The sequence below is a fragment of the Pseudaquabacterium inlustre genome, from assembly GCF_038066595.1.
GTDB lineage: Bacteria > Pseudomonadota > Gammaproteobacteria > Burkholderiales > Burkholderiaceae_C > Pseudaquabacterium > Pseudaquabacterium inlustre.
The window spans coordinates 85,888-103,966 of record NZ_JBBUTH010000002.1 but is presented as its reverse complement, the minus strand read 5'-3'; the positions used below and the strand labels follow the sequence as shown (position 1 = coordinate 103,966).

At 67.5% G+C, this 18,079-nt stretch carries 12 protein-coding genes and 1 pseudogene; 4 read left to right on the top strand and 9 right to left on the bottom strand.

Annotated elements, in window-relative coordinates; genetic code table 11:
• Both modA and AACH10_RS05065 read right to left on the bottom strand, forming a co-directional pair.
• Positions 1 to 774, bottom strand: a complete 774-nt coding sequence (gene modA / locus AACH10_RS05070) for a molybdate ABC transporter substrate-binding protein (protein ID WP_341409284.1) — start codon at positions 772 to 774, stop codon at positions 1 to 3.
• Positions 775 to 803: 29 nt separating this feature from the next.
• The gene (locus AACH10_RS05065; RefSeq protein ID WP_341409283.1) at positions 804 to 1,658 is read right to left on the bottom strand and encodes a TOBE domain-containing protein; all 855 of its coding nucleotides are present in this window, start codon (positions 1,656 to 1,658) and stop codon (positions 804 to 806) included.
• 251 nt (positions 1,659 to 1,909) lie between these two features.
• Between AACH10_RS05065 and AACH10_RS05060 the strand changes: the two genes are divergently transcribed.
• Complete coding sequence (locus tag AACH10_RS05060; RefSeq protein WP_341409282.1) at positions 1,910 to 2,119, top strand: TOBE domain-containing protein; 210 nt, start codon at positions 1,910 to 1,912, stop codon at positions 2,117 to 2,119.
• A gap of 386 nt (positions 2,120 to 2,505) precedes the next feature.
• Here the strand turns inward: AACH10_RS05060 and AACH10_RS05055 are convergent.
• The 3 genes and pseudogenes from AACH10_RS05055 to AACH10_RS25335 form a co-directional block, all read right to left on the bottom strand.
• Positions 2,506 to 3,634, bottom strand: a pseudogene (locus AACH10_RS05055) (IS3 family transposase).
• 933 nt (positions 3,635 to 4,567) lie between these two features.
• Entirely contained in the window at positions 4,568 to 5,182 is a 615-nt protein-coding gene (locus tag AACH10_RS05050; RefSeq protein WP_341409281.1) for a YkgJ family cysteine cluster protein, read from the bottom strand.
• Positions 5,183 to 5,303: 121 nt separating this feature from the next.
• Positions 5,304 to 5,738 (bottom strand): Imm50 family immunity protein, encoded by a 435-nt coding sequence (locus tag AACH10_RS25335; RefSeq protein ID WP_423228558.1) that lies wholly within the window; start codon positions 5,736 to 5,738, stop codon positions 5,304 to 5,306.
• Between the two features lie 815 nt (positions 5,739 to 6,553).
• On the opposite strand from AACH10_RS25335, the gene AACH10_RS05045 reads away from it, so the two are divergent.
• The gene (locus tag AACH10_RS05045) at positions 6,554 to 6,817 is read left to right on the top strand and encodes a DUF6429 family protein (RefSeq protein ID WP_341409280.1); all 264 of its coding nucleotides are present in this window, start codon (positions 6,554 to 6,556) and stop codon (positions 6,815 to 6,817) included.
• Here the strand turns inward: AACH10_RS05045 and malQ are convergent.
• The 4 genes from malQ to AACH10_RS05025 form a co-directional block, all read right to left on the bottom strand.
• Positions 6,811 to 8,373 (bottom strand): 4-alpha-glucanotransferase, encoded by a 1,563-nt coding sequence (malQ, locus tag AACH10_RS05040; RefSeq protein WP_341409279.1) that lies wholly within the window; start codon positions 8,371 to 8,373, stop codon positions 6,811 to 6,813. The genes AACH10_RS05045 and malQ overlap by 7 nt on opposite strands.
• 49 nt (positions 8,374 to 8,422) lie before the next feature.
• Positions 8,423 to 10,537: a glycogen debranching protein GlgX gene (glgX, locus tag AACH10_RS05035; RefSeq protein WP_341409278.1), complete on the bottom strand. Its 2,115-nt coding sequence runs from the start codon at positions 10,535 to 10,537 to the stop codon at positions 8,423 to 8,425.
• Positions 10,538 to 10,550: 13 nt separating this feature from the next.
• Complete coding sequence (gene glgB / locus AACH10_RS05030) at positions 10,551 to 12,779, bottom strand: 1,4-alpha-glucan branching protein GlgB (RefSeq protein ID WP_341409277.1); 2,229 nt, start codon at positions 12,777 to 12,779, stop codon at positions 10,551 to 10,553.
• Between the two features lie 64 nt (positions 12,780 to 12,843).
• Positions 12,844 to 15,327, bottom strand: coding sequence for a glycogen/starch/alpha-glucan phosphorylase (locus AACH10_RS05025; RefSeq protein ID WP_341409276.1), 2,484 nt, complete (start codon positions 15,325 to 15,327; stop codon positions 12,844 to 12,846).
• 283 nt (positions 15,328 to 15,610) lie between these two features.
• Here AACH10_RS05025 and AACH10_RS05020 point away from each other — a divergent pair, with 283 nt between their 5' ends.
• Together AACH10_RS05020 and malE are read left to right on the top strand one after the other, a co-directional pair.
• Positions 15,611 to 16,747 carry an ABC transporter ATP-binding protein gene (locus AACH10_RS05020; RefSeq protein ID WP_341409275.1) on the top strand — a complete coding sequence of 379 codons (1,137 nt, stop codon included), beginning with the start codon at positions 15,611 to 15,613 and terminating at the stop codon, positions 16,745 to 16,747.
• Positions 16,748 to 16,777: 30 nt separating this feature from the next.
• The gene (gene malE / locus AACH10_RS05015; RefSeq protein WP_341409274.1) at positions 16,778 to 17,965 is read left to right on the top strand and encodes a maltose/maltodextrin ABC transporter substrate-binding protein MalE; all 1,188 of its coding nucleotides are present in this window, start codon (positions 16,778 to 16,780) and stop codon (positions 17,963 to 17,965) included.
• Positions 17,966 to 18,079: the final 114 nt, after the last annotated feature.

Sequence of the window (18,079 nt, the reverse complement as noted above, 5' to 3'; positions counted from 1 at the left end):
TCATTCCTTGTAGCCGTACGACGCGATCACGACCTTGGCCGGCGCGCTCTTCAGGTAGGCCAGCAGGGCCTTGGCGGCGGCGCTCTTCTCGCCGGGCTTGAGCAGCACGGCGTCCTGCCGGATCTCGCCATACAGGTTGTGCGGCACCTTCCAGACCGAGCCAGTGACCGGCTTGCCCGGCACGGCCACTTGCGACAGGGCCACGAAGCCCAGCTCGGCATTGCCCGAGGCGATGAACTGGTGCGCCTGGGCGATGGAGTCGGCCGTCACCAGCCTGGGCGTGACGGCCTCGGTGAGGCCGCGGGCCTTCAGCACCTCCAGCGCGGCGGCGCCGTAGGGCGCGATGCGCGGGTTGGCGATGGCCAGCTTGCTGAACCTGCCCGCCTGCGCCAGCACGGCGCCCTGCTCGTCCACCAGGCCCGGCGTGGCGCTCCACAGCACCAGCTGGCCGATGGCGTAGGTGAACTGGCTGCCGGCCACCGCATGGCCTGCGGCGATCAGCTTCTTCGGCGTCTCGTCATCGGCGGCGATCAGCACCTGGAACGGCGCGCCGCCGGCCACGATCTGCGTGTAGAACTTGCCCGTGGCACCGGCCGAGGGCTTGAGCGTGTGGCCGGTGGCGGCGGTGAAGCCCTCGGCGATCTTCTGCAGCGGCCCGGCAAAGTTGGCGGCCACGGCCACCAGCACCTCGTCGGCGTGGGCCGGCAGCGCGCCCAGGCAGGCGGTGGCGGCCAGCAGCGCGGCGCAGCGGCGCAATGGTTTCAACGCACACATCGGCAGGTCCTCTCGCATCCACAACGGGTTCAATCGATCACGGCCAGGATCACGCTGGACACCTTGAAGGCCGCGCAGGCGCGCACGCCCTCGGCCAGGCCCAGCGCGGCCACCGCATCGCGCGTGACCACGGCCACCGCGCTGCGGCCGGCGCCCAGATCCATCACCACCTCGGCGTTCACCGGGCCATCCACCACGCGCGCCACCGTGCCCCACAGCTGGTTGCGCGCGCTGATGCGCAGCGCGGCATCGGTGAACACCAGCAGCGACGAGGCCTTGACCAGCGCGATCACCTCGCTGCCCAGGGCCAGGCCCAGGGTCTCGGCCGATTCACGCGTGACCACCGCGGCGATCTCCAGCGCGTCATCCAGCCGCACGCGCACCTCGAAATCCACCGGCCCCTCGCGCAGCGCACACACCGTGCCCACGAACTGGTTGCGCGCACTGGTGCGCACCGCCATGCGCCGCAGCAAGCGCTGGAAGCTGCGCGCGTCGCCCTCGGGCAGCGCAGCAAACTGCGCCGACAGCCGGTCGAGCGCGGCCTGGTACTCGGCCTGCATCGCCCGGTACAGCGCGATGACACGGCGGCCATGCTCGGTGAGCCGCGTGCCGCCGCCGGCCTTGCCGCCGGTGCTGCGCGCCACCAGCGGCTGATCGGCCAGGTTGTTCATCGCGTCCACCGCGTCCCAGGCGGCCTTGTACGACAGCGGCACATGCCTGGCCGCCTGCAAGATGGAGCCATGCGTGTCGATGGCCTCCAGCAGGCGCACGCGGGTGTCGCCCAGAAAAGTGCCCAGGTCGGTGTCGACCTCCAGCCGGCCGGTGAGGCGCGGCGCCGCCGGCTGGCCCGGGGACCGTGCCGGCGCACCCGCGGGCTCAGCCATGGCGCAGCCCCTCGCCACCGCCACCCAGGTCAGGGTTGTATGGATCGCCACATAGCGAACACAGCGTTCGATCCACCAGCGGCGCCCGCAGGCACGGCGGCCACTGGCCAGGGCCTGGCAGAAGGGTTGCGCATGGAACGGTGGGAGTCATAAGCTGGCGATGTCAGAAAGCCGACAAGCGTCGTATGGCCAACGATACAACGCAACCGGCATGCCAACACCATCGTCAACCCCAGCCAGGAGTTCGCAACATGCCCAGCACCAGCGCCCGCAACCAGTTCGACGGCGTGATCACCGCCCTGACCCGTGGTCCGGTGAACGCCGAGGTGGCCATCACCCTGCCCGGCGGCACGGTGGTGCACGCCGTGGTGACGCAACAGGCCGTGGCCGAACTTCAGCTGGCCGTGGGCCGGCCGGCGCGGGCGATCATCAAGGCCAGTGATGTGGTGGTTGCGGCTTGAGCCGCGCGCGTGTGCGCCGAGGCGACGCCATGCGTCGGATGGACGGCAAGCATGGCGCGCCGAGCAGTTCGCAAAAAAGTTCGCAAATCAGCGCGCAAATTTCGCGCTTTATCCAAGCGCGACAACAACTTAAGAGCGACACGAAGTTCGCAAACCTCTGGTCGGCACCGCCTATGCCGGGCGAGCCACACCGATCACACCGCACGGTTGTCGATTCCGGCCCTGGATGTTCGTCATGCTGCTGAAGCGCCGGCCCGCTGGCCGCTTCATGTCAGCCAACCATCCCCAGGAAAGCCCGATGACCAGGATGCTCTTCATCAGCCTGCCCGTGTGACCTGCCCCCTTTCGCCGTACCAGTGATTCGTCAGGAGTCCTGGGTTTGAAGGTTACTGGATCTCGTTGCTCGCAGGGGTCAAGTGCCGAGCAGCATCGCCGGCATGCCGGCGATGCTGCTCGGCAAACCGCGCTGGGGGTATCCGGCCGATGCTGCCGTGAGGGCGCACCTCGTTGTAGTCGCGTCGCCACTTGGCGATCTCGATGCGCGCCTGGTGCAGCGTCTCGAACCAGTGCTCGTTCAGACACTCGTCTCGGAACCGCCCGTTGAAGCTCTCGATGTAGCCGTTCTGCATGGGCCGCCCCGGCTCGATCAGGATGTGCCGGATGCCATGGCCCTGCGCCCAGGCAATGAACGCCCGGCTCGTGAACTCCGGGCCGTTGTCGGTTCTCACCGCTGACGGATAGCCCCGGAACAGCGCCGTCTGGTCGAGCAGCCGCGTCACGTACTGCCGTAGTCCACGGCGATGTCCACCGCCTCGTGGCTGAAGTCGTCGGCCACGGTCAGGCACTTCAGGCGCCTGCCGTTGGCCAGGCTGTCGCTCACGAAGTCCATGCTCCACACCTCGTTGACCTTGGTGGCGATGTTCAGCGGCGTGCGCTCCGCCGGTGGCCGACGCGCCTTCTTGCGCTTGCGCACGGCCAGGTTGGCCCCGCTGTACAGCCGGTACACGCGCTTGTGATTGACGCCCGGGAACTCCGGGCGCAGCAGGTCATGCACGCGTCGATACCCGAAGCGCCGCCGCGCATGGGCGATCTCGACGATCTTGGTCCTGAGCGCCTCGGTCTCGGCGCTGATCACCGGCGGGTGCCGGTAGCTGTCTCGGCTCAGCCCCACAAGCCTGCAGGCCCGCCGCTCGGACAGCTGATGCTCTGCAATCAGCCGCCCGATGGCCTCCCGCTTGGCTTGTGGGGCTATCTTTTTACCCCGAGGACGCTCTTGAGCGCATGCATGTCCAGGTGCGCCTCGGCCAGCAGGTGCTTGAGTTTGGCGTTCTCCGCCTCCAGTTCGCGCAGCCGACGGGCGTCAGACGCCTCCATGCCACCGAACTTGGCGCGCCACTTGTAGAACGTGGCGTCCGAGAACCCGCCCTTGCGGCAGATCTCCGCCACGGCCAAGCCGGCCTCCGCCTGCTTGAGGTACCCGATGATCTGTTCCTCGGTGAACTTGCTCTTCCTCATGTCCGCCATTCTCCTGGTTGGCGGACTCCTGCTACTTCAGCTTGGTACGACTGGAGGGGTGCAGGTCAGCCGGATTGGCGCTTGGCCCGCGAGCCCGATGATAAGAACCACGGGTTCGCGGGCCAAGTGCCAAGCCGGTGGCTGTCGCCTCCAGTGAAGGGTTAGGCGTCACCTGGCTGGGCCTGAGAGAACTTTAGCGCCAAGCGAGCTTGTGGCTCTAGCGATTGGACCCGCTCGATGAGGTGGATACACAGCGCATTGAGCTGATCCAAGACGCTGTCAGCTTCCTCGGCAACCCGAAAGATGTTGGTCAGCAGCGTATCACCAAGCGAGGAGGTTCCTATCGTCGTCACTGGATACCGGAACGTATATGACCCAGGATCCAACTCGTCCAAACCCCGAATGAAATCCAGATGCTCCGGGTCGAGTCGTCGCAATGCCGGCGGTAGGTGCTCGCGCATTGCTAGTAAGACTGGTTCAGCCATTGCTAGCAGCCTGACTAGTGAATGCTCTCGCCATAGTCGAGGGAGAAGCGTACGCACCTCTGCATCGTCAATGCTCAGTCGAGCAAGTCGATAGACCACGCACTTGAGGTATAGCTCAATCGAGTGCCTAAAGAGGAACAGTACAGGGCATGCGGCGTGGTCTATGCTCCCAATGCCTCGCCGTTCCTGGATATAGATCAGATTGTGTGCTGCATTGCGGTAGCACACCGCATATGTAACGACGTCACTGGGTGCGTGCGAGGTCCAGTTCAGGAGTGCATTGCCGTACGTGCCAATCGGCGACGCGTAGAACTCTTTGAGTGCCATGGCGAGGAACGTGACGCCTAACGTTTGAGCTAACCGGACCGTTGTGGTATGTGGCTAAAGGCCCAGAATGAAATGGCGGGCCTTTAGCCGCATGCCGCAATGGGTCCGGTTGAGCGAATGGTTAGGCCTCATCGTCGAAGTGCTGCATTGTCTTGGAAATTATCGTCCAGTCGAATTCGTGCATATCGCGAGCGTTGTGGCTGATGAAGCCTGATTCGAAGGCTTTGCGCTTCGCCGCTGTAGTCTTAAACTCAAAGTCATCAAGTAGTCGCATTGCTACGGGACGAATGACGGTTTCTCTTGGAAGTGGGATGATGTCTTGCGGACGATCGGTGCCTACGTCCTCTTCAGTGGTGCATGGTGATCCCATGACCAAGAACTGCCTACAGATTAATGGTCGTACAGGATAGATGCTGCAAACGGATTCGACCAAGAACGGGCATTCAAGAGAGTCGGCATGGTTTAGTAGCCGCTGCTTGACCACCGAGCGGACGTCTCCCGATAGAGCTTCGGACGCGTACCAAGAAATGGCCTTCAGTTCAGGCGCAGTAAAGGGTACTGTTGCCTTTTTGCAGCATGCATCGCACCCGCGATGGCACGCAGGTGTAACGCCCTTTTTGGCGACCTTCGCCAAGTGGTCTTCGACTTGGCTGTCGCTAATGTAGAAGGTATCGAGAATCGTCTTCAACCAAGGGTACTTCGCCTCAGCTGTTGGAGAAGAGTAACGATTCGCCATGGTGTGTCCTATGAGGCCTAACGTCTGAGCTAACCGGACCGTTGCGGTATGTGGCTAAAGGCCCAGAATGAAATGGCGGGCCTTTGGCCGCATGCCGCAATGGGTCCGGTTGAGTGAATGGTTAGGCCTCACTCGTTAAAAACCTGGAGACGCTTGCCACCCGTGCGGTGCTGCAGACGAAACTGGCGCTGAAACCATAGATTGACTCGACTTCTACTCGTATTTTTGACTCGGGTGCTTCGGACTCCCGGCGAATGTTCAAGGAGTTAATTACGTTCTGGAAGTTGAAGTCTTCGACGTGTAATTCCTCGACACCTGCGAAGGCAAACTGAATGACTACGTTCTTGATGAGCGCTTGTGCGTACTGTGCTGTCCCGGCGTGTCTTGTCTCGTACTCGCGTACCTGAACGTCAAGTTGAGCTTCTGACTTTCTCTCTTCCGGCGTTGCGCCACGGGATAGTGTGAAGTGAATCACTTCAGCATCATGAAACGATGGCCACCACCCGAATTCGGATAGGACTTCATCGGTGCCAGGAATAGGTGGGGCTGTCGCCATGTGAGGCCTAACATTCGACGTAAGGGGCGGCTTGCGCCTTAGCGCAAGACGTCCCCTTGACGGAGGGGTTAAGCGTCACGGCGACGAGAGACTTTACGGACAGGGCGATTCGGTACGTACTTGACAATCGTGAACGTGCCTTTCCTTCCGGCTCGATGAAGATAGCCCCTAGCTTCTTCGCCAAGCCATCTGAAGTTCTGAGCGTAATCACCCTGAAGCACTTGTTCGCGATGATCGATATACGGTTGCAGTGCTTGCCATGCTCTGGCAATGACTGCCGCGTGATGAGACAAGAGCTCTTCTGCGGGAACAAGGCCCAGCCGCATTAGGCTGCCTACGCGCTCAAAGTCGACGGCAACTCGCTCTATTGCATCGCGATCCGTCGGCGAGATTTCTGCCGGGGCGGCAGTGAGATTGTGGAAGACGTATCGTCGATCGCTTCTAGCGCGCTCGCACGAGATGATGTCGAATACTCCCGAGAGAGCCTCAAGCTTCCGAGTTCGCACAAGCTCTACAAGTTGTCGATATGCTGGCCAAGCGGCTACGCATGCGACTACTACGGCAAGTATTGTGGCTATGCCACCCCAGTCGCTCCAATTCGCAGGGAAAGTAGGCATTTGATCTAGTAAAGAGTTGGTGACACTGACGCTTAACTTGTTATCGACCGCGTATCCGCGCCGTATCCGGATACGGGCGCTGCGGGCGTATCCGGATACGGGCGCAAGACACGCCGTTCGCCCAATATAGCCGCCCACCTAGGCACCGTTCCGAGTGTGCCGCGCCCGATACTCCACCCGATTCTGGAGGCCGCACCCATGCCGAACATCGCCAAAGCCCACACACCAGAGCCCCTCGACCAACAGCGTATCGACGACGCCGTCCTCGCCCTGCTGGCCCTGGGCCTGCACGACGGCAACCGCGTCTGGAAGTCCTTTGACTGGGCAGCCCTGGACCGGCTGCACGCACGCGGCCTGATCTCCGCCCCAGCCACGGCGGCGAAATCGGTGGTGATCAGTGAGGAAGGCCTGGCGCAGGCGCTGGCCTTGCAGCAGCGCCTGTTCGGCCGCGCGGGTCAGTAAGACGCCGGCGGCGGCTTCTTCTCCGGCACGCCCACGCCCAGCAGGTCGAAGCGGCCGCGGCCGCTGGCGGCCGTCAGCAGGCCCAGCACGCGGCCGGGTTCGTGGCCCACCATGGGCCAGTCGAAGCGCCAGGTCCAGTTGGCGTCGCCCAGGGTGCCGGGGGTGTTCATGCGGTGCGGGCTGGGCAGGCCCAGCACGTCCTGCAGCGGAAAGATGGCCAGGCTGGCCACCGAGTTGAGCGCGGCGCGGATCATGGCCCAGTGCACATCGTGCGCGCCGCAGGCCAGGTAGGTGCCGGCGTAGCGGCGCTCGCGCTCGGGCGCGGCCTGCCACCAGCCGTGCGCGGTGTCGTTGTCGTGCGTGCCGGTGTACACCACCACGTCGCGCCGGTAGGTGTGGGGCAGAAACTCGTGCTCGCCGTCGCTGCCGAAGGCGAACTGCAGGATCTTCATGCCGGGGTAGCCCAGTGCGTCGCGCAGTTCGTGCACATCGGGCGTGATGAAGCCCAGATCCTCGGCCACGATGGGCAGTTCGCCCAATGCCTTGGAGATGGCGTCGAACAGCGGCTTGGCCGGGCCCTTCTTCCACTGGCCGGTGCGCGCATCGGGGCTGCTGGACGGGATCTCGTAGTAACCGGCAAAGCCGCGGAAATGGTCGATGCGGAAGGCATCGGCCTGGTGCAGCATGCGCTTCACGCGGGCCGTCCACCAGGCCCAGTCTTCGGCGGCCATGCGGTCCCAGCGGTACATGGGGTTGCCCCAGCGCTGGCCTTCGGGCCCCAGGTCATCGGGCGGCACGCCGGCCACCACGGTGGGCTGGAAGTGCTCGTCCAGCTCGTACAGATCGGGGCGCGCCCAGCAGTCGGCGCTGTGGTGGGCGATGAAGATCGGCAGGTCGCCCAGGATGCTGATGCCCTGCGCATTGGCATAGGCCTTGAGCGCCACGCATTGCGTGTCGAAGCACCACTGCACCCATTGCCAGAAGGCGATCTCGCCGGCGTGCTGGGCGCGCGCGGCGCTCAGTGCTGCCGCATCGCGCGCGCGCAGCGGCGCCGGCCACAGCCACCAGGGCTGGCCGGCGTGAGCGGTTTCCAGCGCCATGAACAGCGCGTAGTCGTCCAGCCAGTCGGCATTGCCCTGCACCCAGGCGGCCAGGCCGGCGCGGTCAGCCGGCGTGCTGCGGGCGCTGTAGCCGGCAAAGGCCGCGCGCAGCTGGGCCATGCGCCAGGGGATCACGGCGCCGAAGTCCACGCGCTCGATGCCGTTCGCGTCGCGGTTGGGCGGCGGCACGGTGGCCGGGGCGGTGAGCCAGCCGCGCTCCACCAGCGGCTCCAGCGCCACCATCAGCGGGCTGCCGGCAAAGGCCGACACGCTCTGGTACGGCGAGTTGCCCGGGCCGATGGGCGTGGTGGGCAGCCATTGCCAGATGCGCTGGCCGCAGCTGGCCAGCCAGTCGACGAAGTGGCGCGCGGCCGGGCCAAAGTCGCCAATGCCATGCGGGCCGGGCAGCGAGGTGATGTGCAACAGCACGCCCGAGGCGCGTTGGTGGAGGTTCATGGCTTGCTTGTCTCTCTCTTGTGTGGACGCGCTGTATGTGCGTTGGGCGTCAGCCCACCTGCCGCAGCACCAGCACCGATTGCGGCGGCACGCGCAGCACATCGGCGCTGGCGGTGCGCTGGCCGGCGCCCAGGTCGCCGCTGCTGTCGAGCAGCAGCTCCCAGGTGCCCGGCGCGCCGGGGGCCGGCAGCGTGAACGGCAGCGCCAGTGCCTCGGGGTTGAAGGCCAGCAGCAGCGCATGGTGGCCGGGCCGGTCCACCGGCTCGCCATTGATGCGGCAGGCCAGGGCCTGCTGCTGCGCGTCATGCCAGTCGTTGACCTGCATCTCATGGCCGCTGGGGGCAAACCAGCTCAATGAGCGTTCATCGGGCCCGGTGCTGCGCGCCTGGAACCAGCGGTCGTGCCGCAGCGCGGGCTCGGCGCGGCGCAGCGCGGCCAGTTCACCCACAAAGGCCGCCAGCGCCGTGTCGGCACCGGCCCAGTCGAGCCAGGTGGTGGGGTTGTCCTGGCAGTAGGCGTTGTTGTTACCGCCTTGCGTGTTGCCGATCTCGTCGCCGGCATACAGCATGGGCGTGCCCTGGGCCAGCATCAGCGTGGCCAGCATGGCGCGGCGCACGCGCTGGCGCAGCGCCACGATGCCGGCATCGGCCGTGGGCCCTTCCACGCCGAAGCAGGTGGCCACCTCGTCGCTGCGGCCGTCGCGGTTGTCCTCGCCGTTGGCCAGGTTGCGCTTGTGGCTGTAGCTCACCAGGTCCATCAGCGTGAAGCCGTCGTGCACGGCGATGAAGTTCACGCTGGCACTGGGCCGCCGTTGGCCGTGGTGGAACAGATCGCTGCTGGCGGTGAAGCGGCGGGCAAATTCACCGCGGCTCACGCCCGCCCCATTGCCTCGGCCGATCCAGTAGCGGCGCACCGAGTCGCGGAACTTGTCGTTCCACTCCAGCCAACGGCCGGGGAAGCGGCCCACCTGGTAGCCATCGGGGCCGGCGTCCCAGGGCTCGGCGATCAGGTGCACGCGGTTCAGCACCGGGTCTTGCTTCAGCGCGGTGAAGAACGCGGCATGCGGATCGAAGCCGTGGCGCGTGCGGCCCAGCACCGGCGCCAGGTCGAAGCGGAAGCCGTCCACGCCCATGTCCTGCACCCAGTGGCGCAGCGAATCCAGCACCCACTGCGCCACGCGCGGGTGCGCCGTGTGCACGGTGTTACCGCAGCCGGTGAGGTTCTCGCAGCGGCTGTGGTCGCCGGGCACCAGGCGGTACCAGCTGGCGTGATCGAGCCCGCGGAAGCTGATCGTCGGCCCGGCCTCGCTGCCCTCGGCCGTGTGGTTGTAGACGACATCGAGCACCACCTCCAGGCCGTGCTGGTGCAGCGTGGCCACCATCTGGCGGAACTCGGCTGCGGTGGCGGTGGGGTCGTCAGGCGTCTGGCTGAAGCGCGGATCGGGGCAGAAGAAGCCCAGCGTGTTGTAGCCCCAGTAGTTGCTGGCGCCGCGCTGGGCCAGGCCGGCTTCATCCAGGTGGTACTGCACCGGCAGCAGGCTGAGCGTGGTGACGCCCAGGGCCTTGAAGTGCGCGATGGCCGCCGGATGCGCCAGGCCGGCATAGGTGCCGCGCAGTTCGGGCGGGATGTCCGGGTGCTGCATCGAGAAGCCACGCACGTGCACCTCGTACAGCACCAGGTCGGCCGTGGGCACGCGCGGGTGGTGGTTGACCGGCGGCGGCGCCACGGGCGCCACCCGGGCCTTCAGCGCCTGCACGGCGTTGTCGCGCTTGTCGATGCTGCGCGTGCCCTCTGGGTGGCCCATCTCGTAGCCGTGGTGCTCGGGCGCCCAGCGGAAGCGCCCCACGATCTCGCGCGCGCACGGGTCCAGCAGCAACTTGTGCGGGTTGAAGCGGTGGCCGTGCTCGGGCTGGTACGGGCCGTGGGCGCGCAGGCCGTACACCAAGCCCGGCCCCACGCCGGGCAGAAAGCCGTGCCACAGCCCATCGTGCGGGCCGTGCAGCGGGTAGCGGCGCAGCTCGCGCACGCCGTCGGCATCGAACACGCACAGGTCGATGCGCTGGGCGTGCTGCGAGAACACCGCGAAGTTCACGCCGCCGTCGCGGGCCAGCGCGCCCATGGGCTCGTGGCGGCCTTCGTCGATGTGATCGGGAAGCGTGGTCATGGATGCGCTTTGTTCAAACCGGAATGAGGAACAGGGTGGCCAGCGGCGGCAGCGTGAGCGTGACCGACTGCATGCGCCCATGCGCCGGCTGCGGCCGCACCGCCAGCGGCGCGCCGCCATTGCCCAGGTTGCTGCCGCCGTAGTGGGCCGAGTCGGTGTTCAGCACCTCCTGCCAGGCCTGGCTGCCTTCAGGCACGCCCAGGCGGAAGCCCTCGCGCGGCACCGGCGTGAGGTTGCTGACCACGATCACCTGGCCACTGTCCGGCGAATTCATGCCATCGCGCCGCACCCAGGCCAGCACCGATTCATCGGCCGCGTCGGCGCTGATCCATTCGAAGCCGGCGCCTTCCGCGTCCAGCCGGTGCAGGGCGGGCTGGGCGCGCATCAGGCGGTTCAGATCGCCCACCAGCTGCTGCACGCCGGCATGGCGGCCATCGGTCAGCAGGCCCCAGGGCAGCTCGATGTCGTGGTTCCACTCGGTGGGCTGGCCGAACTCCTGGCCCATGAACAGCAGCTTCTTGCCGGGGTGGCCCCACATGAAGCCGTAGTAGGCGCGCAGGTTGGCAAAGCGCTGCCAGTCGTCGCCCGGCATGCGGCCCAGGATGCTGCGCTTGCCGTGCACCACCTCGTCGTGCGAGAGCGGCAGCACGAAGTTCTCGCTGAACGCGTAGACCAGGCCGAAGGTCATGCGTGCGTGGTGCCAGCGGCGGTTGATCGGGTCCTCGGCCATGTAGGCCAGGGTGTCGTTCATCCAGCCCATGTTCCACTTGAAGTGGAAGCCCAGGCCGCCCAGGTAGGTGGGCGCGCTGACGCCCGGAAAGGCCGTGCTCTCCTCGGCCACGGTGATGGCGCCGGGGCACTCGGCGCCGATGACCTCGTTGGTGCGCTTGAGGAAGGCGATGGCCTCCAGGTTCTCACGCCCGCCGTGGGCGTTGGGCACCCACTGGCCGGCGGGGCGCGAGTAGTCGCGGTACAGCATCGAGGCCACGGCATCGACGCGCAGGCCGTCCACACCGCAGCGCTCGATCCAGTACAGCGCCGAGCCCACCAGGAAGTTGCGCACCTCGTGGCGGCCGAAGTTGTAGATCAGCGTGTTCCAGTCGTGATGAAAGCCTTCGCGCGGATCGGCGTACTCGTACAGCGCGCTGCCGTCGAACTGGGCCAGGCCATGCGCGTCGGTGGGAAAGTGCGCCGGCACCCAGTCCAACAGCACGCCCAGGCCGTGGGCGTGGCAGGCGACCACGAAGCGGCGAAAGCCCTCCACATCGCCGAACCGGGCCGTGGATGAGTACATGCCCAGCGTCTGGTAGCCCCAGCTGCCGTCGAACGGGTGCTCGCTGATCGGCAGCAGCTCCAGGTGCGTGAAGCCCAGGCCGGCGGCATAGGCTGGCAGGCTCTCGGCCAGGTCGTCCCAGCTGTAGAAGCGGCCGCCGGGGCTGCCATCGGGGTGGCGGCGCCACGAGCCCAGGTGCACCTCGTAGACGGCCATCGGCGCGTCGCGGCGGTTGGCCTCGGCACGGCCCGCCGGCAGGGCCTGGCGCGGCGGCAGCGGCGGCGCCACCACGCTGGCCGTGTCGGGCCGCAGCTGGCTGGCGCGGGCGTAGGGGTCGGCCTTCAGCGGCAGCACCACACCATCTCGGGTGCGGATCTCGAACTTGTACAGGTCGCCCGGCCGCACGCCGGGGATGAACAGCTCCCACACGCCCGACGAGCCGCGCGCGCGCATGGGGTGGCGACGGCCATCCCAGCCGTTGAAGCTGCCCACCACGCTGACGCGGCCAGCGTTGGGCGCCCACACGGCGAACTGCGTGCCGGCGATGGCGTACACGCCCTCGCCCAGCGTGTGCGGGTGCGCGCCCAGCGCCTCGAACGGGCGCAGGTGCGAGCCCTCGCCCAGGTAGTGCAGGTCCTGCTCGCCGATCAGCGGGCCGTAGCGGTAGGCGTCACCCAGCAGGCTGGTGGCGCCATCGGCCCAGGTGATGGCCAGCCGGTAGTCGAAGGGCTTGACGCGGCGCGGCACCGCGGCCTCGAACAGGCCGGTGGCCTGGCCTTGCGCATCCAGCCGCGGCGGCAGCGCCACCACGGCGCGGCCGGTGGCAGTGTCACGCAGCGTCACGGCCTGGGCGCCGGGCAGGAAGGCGCGCGCCCACAGCGTCTTGCCCACGCTGTGCAGGCCCAGCACGGCAAAGGGGTCGGGGTGGCGCGCCTCGCGCAGGGCGGCCAGATCGTCGTCGCTCAGCATGGGTGTCGAGTGTGCGCCAGCCTGGTGACGACGCCCGCGCTGGCGCGGGCGTCTTGAGACAGGTTCAACGCTTGGCCGGGACGGCCCAGACCTTGTCGCGGTACTCGCCGATGGTGCGGTCCACGCTGAAGAAGCCCATGCCGGCGATGTTGCGCAGCGCGCGCTCGGCCCAGGCGGCGGGCTGGGCGTAGAGCGCGTCCACCTCCAGCTGCGTGGCCACGTAGCTGCTGAAGTCGGCCAGCAGCAGGTAGGGGTCGCGCGTCAGCAGCGTGTGCACCAGGCCCTTGTAGCGGTCGTGGTCGTGGTGCGAGAAGGCGCCACCGACGATGGCATCCAGCACGCCGCGCAGCTGCAGATTCTCTTCGTAGTGCAGGCGGGGGTCGTAGCCGGCGGCCTTGATCTGCGCCACCTGCTCGGTGCGCAGGCCGAAGACGAACATGTTGTCTTCGCCCATGCCTTGCGCCATCTCGATGTTGGCGCCGTCCCAGGTGCCGATGGTGCAGGCGCCGTTCAGCGCGAACTTCATGTTGCCGGTGCCGCTGGCCTCGGTGCCGGCGGTGCTGATCTGCTCGCTGAGGTCGGCCGCCGGGATGATGATCTCGGCCAGGCTGACGCCGTAGTTGGGCAGGAAGGCCAGCTTCAGCTTGTCGCCCACGCGCGGATCGCTGTTGACCACGCGGGCCACGTCGTGGATCAGCTGGATGATCTGCTTGGCCGCCACGTAGGCCGAGGCCGCCTTGCCGGCAAACACCACCGTGCGCGGTTGCCAGCCCTGGCCGTTGGGGCCTTCAGGATTCGCCACGATGGCCTGGTAGCGCGCCACCACGTGCAGCAGGTTCAGCAGCTGGCGCTTGTACTCGTGGATGCGCTTGATCTGCACATCGAACAGGCTGTCGGGGTTGACAGCCAGGCCCAGCTCGCGGCGGATGTAGTCGGCCAGGCGCTGCTTGTTGGCCTGCTTGGTCTTCAGGAAGTCCTGGCCCAGCTTCTTGCCAGCGGCCTTGGGCGCCAGCTTCTTCAGCTCGCCCAGATCGGCGCGCCAGCCATCGCCGATGGTCTTGTCCAGCAGCGCCGACAGCCCCGGATTGGCCTGCGCCAGCCAGCGCCGCGGCGTGACGCCGTTGGTGACGTTGGTGAAGCGCTCGGGCCACAGCGCCGCGAAGTCGGCGAACAGGGTCTGCACCATCAGGTCGGAGTGCAGCGCCGACACGCCGTTCACGGTGTGCGAGGCCACCACCGCCAGCGTGGCCATGCGCACGCGGCGCTCGCCCTGCTCGTCGATCAGCGACATGCGCGCCACGCGGGCCTCGTCGTGCGGGAAGCGCGCGCGCACCTCGGCCAGGAAGCGGGCGTTGATCTCGTAGACGATTTCGAGGTGGCGCGGCAGCAGGCGCTCGAACAGCGGCAGCGCCCAGGTCTCCAGCGCCTCGGGCATCAGCGTGTGGTTGGTGTAGCTGGTGGCCTGGCGGGTGATGGCCCAGGCCTCGTCCCAGCCCAGGCCGTGCTCGTCGAGCAGCAGGCGCATCAGCTCGGCCGGGGCCAGGGCCGGGTGGGTGTCGTTCAGGTGCACCGCGTTCAGGCGGCCGAAGCTGTGGATGTCGTCCTTGGTTTCGCGCAGGTGGCGCGCCAGCATGTCCTGCACCGAGGCGCTGACCAGGAAGAACTCCTGGCGCAGCCGCAGCTCGCGGCCGGCCGGCGTGCTGTCGTCGGGGTACAGCACCCAGTTCAGGCGCTCGCTCTCCAGCAGGTGGGCAGCGGCGGCCAGGTGCTCGCCGCGGCAGAAGGCGGCAAAGTCGATGGAGTGCGAAGGCTGGGCGTTCCACTGGCGCAGCGTGCTCACGCGCTCAGTCGCATGGCCGGGCACGATGAAGTCATAGGCCTGGGCCAGGATGGTCTCGGCCGGCACCCAGCGGCGCAGGCCGCCCTCGGCCACCACCATGCCGCCAAAGCCCACCGGATAGCGCAGCTCGGGGCGCAGCAGCTCCCAGGGGTTGCCGTTGCGCAGCCATTCATCCGGCAGCTCGATCTGGCGGCCATCCTGGATCAGCTGCGCGAACATGCCGTGCTCGTAGCGCAGGCCGTAGCCGAAGCTGGGCAAGCCCAGCGTGGCAAAGGCATCCAGAAAGCAGGCCGCCAGCCGGCCCAGGCCGCCGTTGCCCAGGGCCGCATCGGGCTCGTGCGCGATCAGCGCCTGCAGCGACGGCGCACCCTTGCCCAAGGTGGCGGGCAGGCTGGCATCCAGCCCCAGCGCGGCCAGCGCGTTGTGCATGGCCCGGCCCATCAGAAATTCCATCGACAGGTAGTGCACCCGCTTGGCCTTGGCGCCGCGCTTGGCGTCGGCCGCCTGCGTGGCGGCCCAGCGCTCGGCCAGCAGCGTGCGGGCGGCCTCGGACGCGGCGGCCGAGGTGGCCACGTCGCGCTCGGCGTCGCTGCGCTGGGCCAGCGCGCGGCGGTAGAGCTGGCGGAAGTCGGCCGACAGGTCAGCGGCCGGGGCCTGCGCGGCCGGCTTCTCGGCCGACTTCACGGCTGAACTTGGGGTCTTGGGCATGGTGGACCACTCCTTGAGGGCGCGAAGTATCGCCACGGATGACGTCTTTGTGTAGTTATCCTACATCGGGATTCCCCGAGGTTGGCGCGAATGTTGGCTAAGTTGTTGTTTTTTCTAGAGATCAATCTCCAGCACTGCGGGCAACCGCCGTTGTCAGACTACAAATGCATCTGTATATTCTCTACAACAAGGCCACCAAGGCCCATGCATGGGCCGTGCCGGGCCCGACCACAGCGACAACATGCTGCCTGCCCCAGCGCGGTGCAGCCCGAGGAGACAGGCCATGGCCGACGTGCGGTTGGTGAATGTGCAGAAGAGTTATGGCGAGACGCATGTGCTGCGCGACGTGAACCTGGCCGTGCGCGACGGCGAGTTCATGGTCTTCGTCGGGCCCTCGGGCTGCGGCAAGAGCACGCTGCTGCGCACCATCGCGGGGCTGGAAGACATCACCGGCGGCGAACTGAGCATCGGCGGGCGCGTGGTGAACGACGTGCCGCCGGCCGAGCGCGGCATCGCCATGGTGTTCCAGAGCTATGCGCTGTACCCGCACATGGACCTGTACGAGAACATGGCCTTCGGCCTGCAGCTGGCCAAGGTGCCCAAGGCCGAGATCGACGCGGCCGTGCAGCACGCGGCCAAGATCCTGCACATCGCCCACCTGCTCAAGCGCAAGCCGAAAGACCTGTCGGGCGGCCAGCGCCAGCGCGTGGCCATCGGCCGCGCCATCGTGCGCAAGCCCGAGGTGTTCTTGTTCGACGAGCCGCTGAGCAACCTGGACGCCGCGCTGCGCGTGAAGATGCGCTACGAGTTCGCCAAGCTGCACGACGAGCTCAAGACCACGATGATCTACGTCACCCACGACCAGGTGGAGGCCATGACGCTGGCCGACCGCATCGTGGTGCTGAGCGCCGGCCGCATCGAGCAGGTGGGCTCGCCGCTGGAACTGTACGAGCACCCCGACAACCTGTTCGTGGCCGGCTTCATCGGCAGCCCGAAGATGAACCTGATCGCCGCCGAGCTGGTGGCCGCCCAGGCGGGCGAGGCCACCGTGAAGCTGCCCGACGGCAGCCTGATCCGCGCCGGGGTGGACGCCAGCCGCGCCCGCGCCGGCGACAAGGTGACGCTGGGCATCCGCCCCGAGCACCTGGGCGCCGCCGAGCCCGGCACCGACGGCAACACGCTGGACGCGAAGATCACCTTCGTGGAAAGCCTGGGTTCCAGCACCCAGGCCTACAGCCAGTTCCAGGGCGCCGAGGACGACACCCTCACCTGCCAGCTGGACGGCCGCCTGCGCCCGCGCCAGGGCGACGCCATGCCGCTGTGGCTGCCGCCCGAGGCCTGCTACCTGTTCGACGCGCAGGGCCTGGCCTTCAAGCGCCAGGTGCAGGCCACGCCGGCGGCCACGCGCGCGGCGGCCTGAGCGGCTGGCATTCGAGCGAAAGCGTTTGCGATGACCCGACCGATCGCCACCGCGTTGGCGCTGGCGCTGCTGGGCGCCGCGTTGCCGGCCGCCGCACCGGCCGCTGCGCCACCGCGCCTGCTGGTGTGGATCAACGGCGACAAGGGCTACAACGGCCTGCAGAAGGTGGGCGACGCCTTCACCCGCGCCTCGGGCGTGCCGGTGGTGGTGCAGCACCCCGAGGGTGCGCCCGACAAGTTCCAGGCCGCGGCCGCCGCCGGCAAGGGCCCCGACATCTTCTGCTGGCCGCACGACCGCACAGGCGAATGGGCGCGCGCCGGCCTGATCGTGCCCATCCACCCCGGCCGCGCGGTGCGCGACGCCATCGAGCACGCCGCGTGGCAGGCCTGGACCTGGCGCGGCAAGGTCTGGGGCTATCCCTTGAGCTTCGAGGCCATCGGCCTGATCCACAACAAGGCCCTGGTGCCGGTGCCGCCCGCCCGCTTCGAAGACGTGCCGGCGCTGGACGCCCAGCTGAAGGCCAAGGGCGCCCGCGCGCTGCTGTGGGACTACAACAAGAGCTTCTTCACCTGGCCGATGCTGGCCGCGGCCGGCGGCCAGATCTTCGGCACCGACGCGAAGGGCGAGCCCGACACGCAGAAAGTGGGCGTGAACAACGCCGGCGCGCTGGCCGGTGCGCAGATGCTGTCGCGCCTGATCGAAGGCGGCACGCTGCCGCGCGGCGCGCGCTACAGCGACATGGAATCGCAGTTCGCCGCCGGCAAGGTGGCGATGATGATCAGCGGCCCCTGGGCCTGGGACAACGCGCGCAAGGCCGGCATCGACTTCGGCGTGGCGCCGATCCCTTCCATTGCCGGCCAGCCGTCGAAGCCCTTCGTGGGCGTGCTGGGCTGCATGATCACCGCGCCCAGCGTGAACAAGGACATCGCACGCGAGTTCCTCGAGCAGCATGTGCTGACCGTGCCTGGCCTGAAGATGATCTCGGCCGATGTGCCGCTGGGCACGCCGGCCAACAAGGCGTACTACGCCGAGCTGTCGGCCGACCCGTTGATCCGGGCGACGATGGCGAATGCGCGGGCGGGTGCGCCGATTCCCAACATCCCGGAGGTGGGGCGCTTCTGGCCGGCGATGGACGCGGCGCTGGAGGCGATTTCGCAGGGGCGGCAGTCTCCCAAGGAGGCGCTGGATGGCGCCGCGGCGCGGATGCTTGTGAAATGAGCTTCTCAGGCGGTTTGCCTTCAGTTGCCGCGGTTCGTTGCACCGCGCCGGGTGTTCGCCCCGGCGGGCGACCCCCTTTCTTTTTCGCGAAAAAGAAAGGGGGCAAAGAAAAGC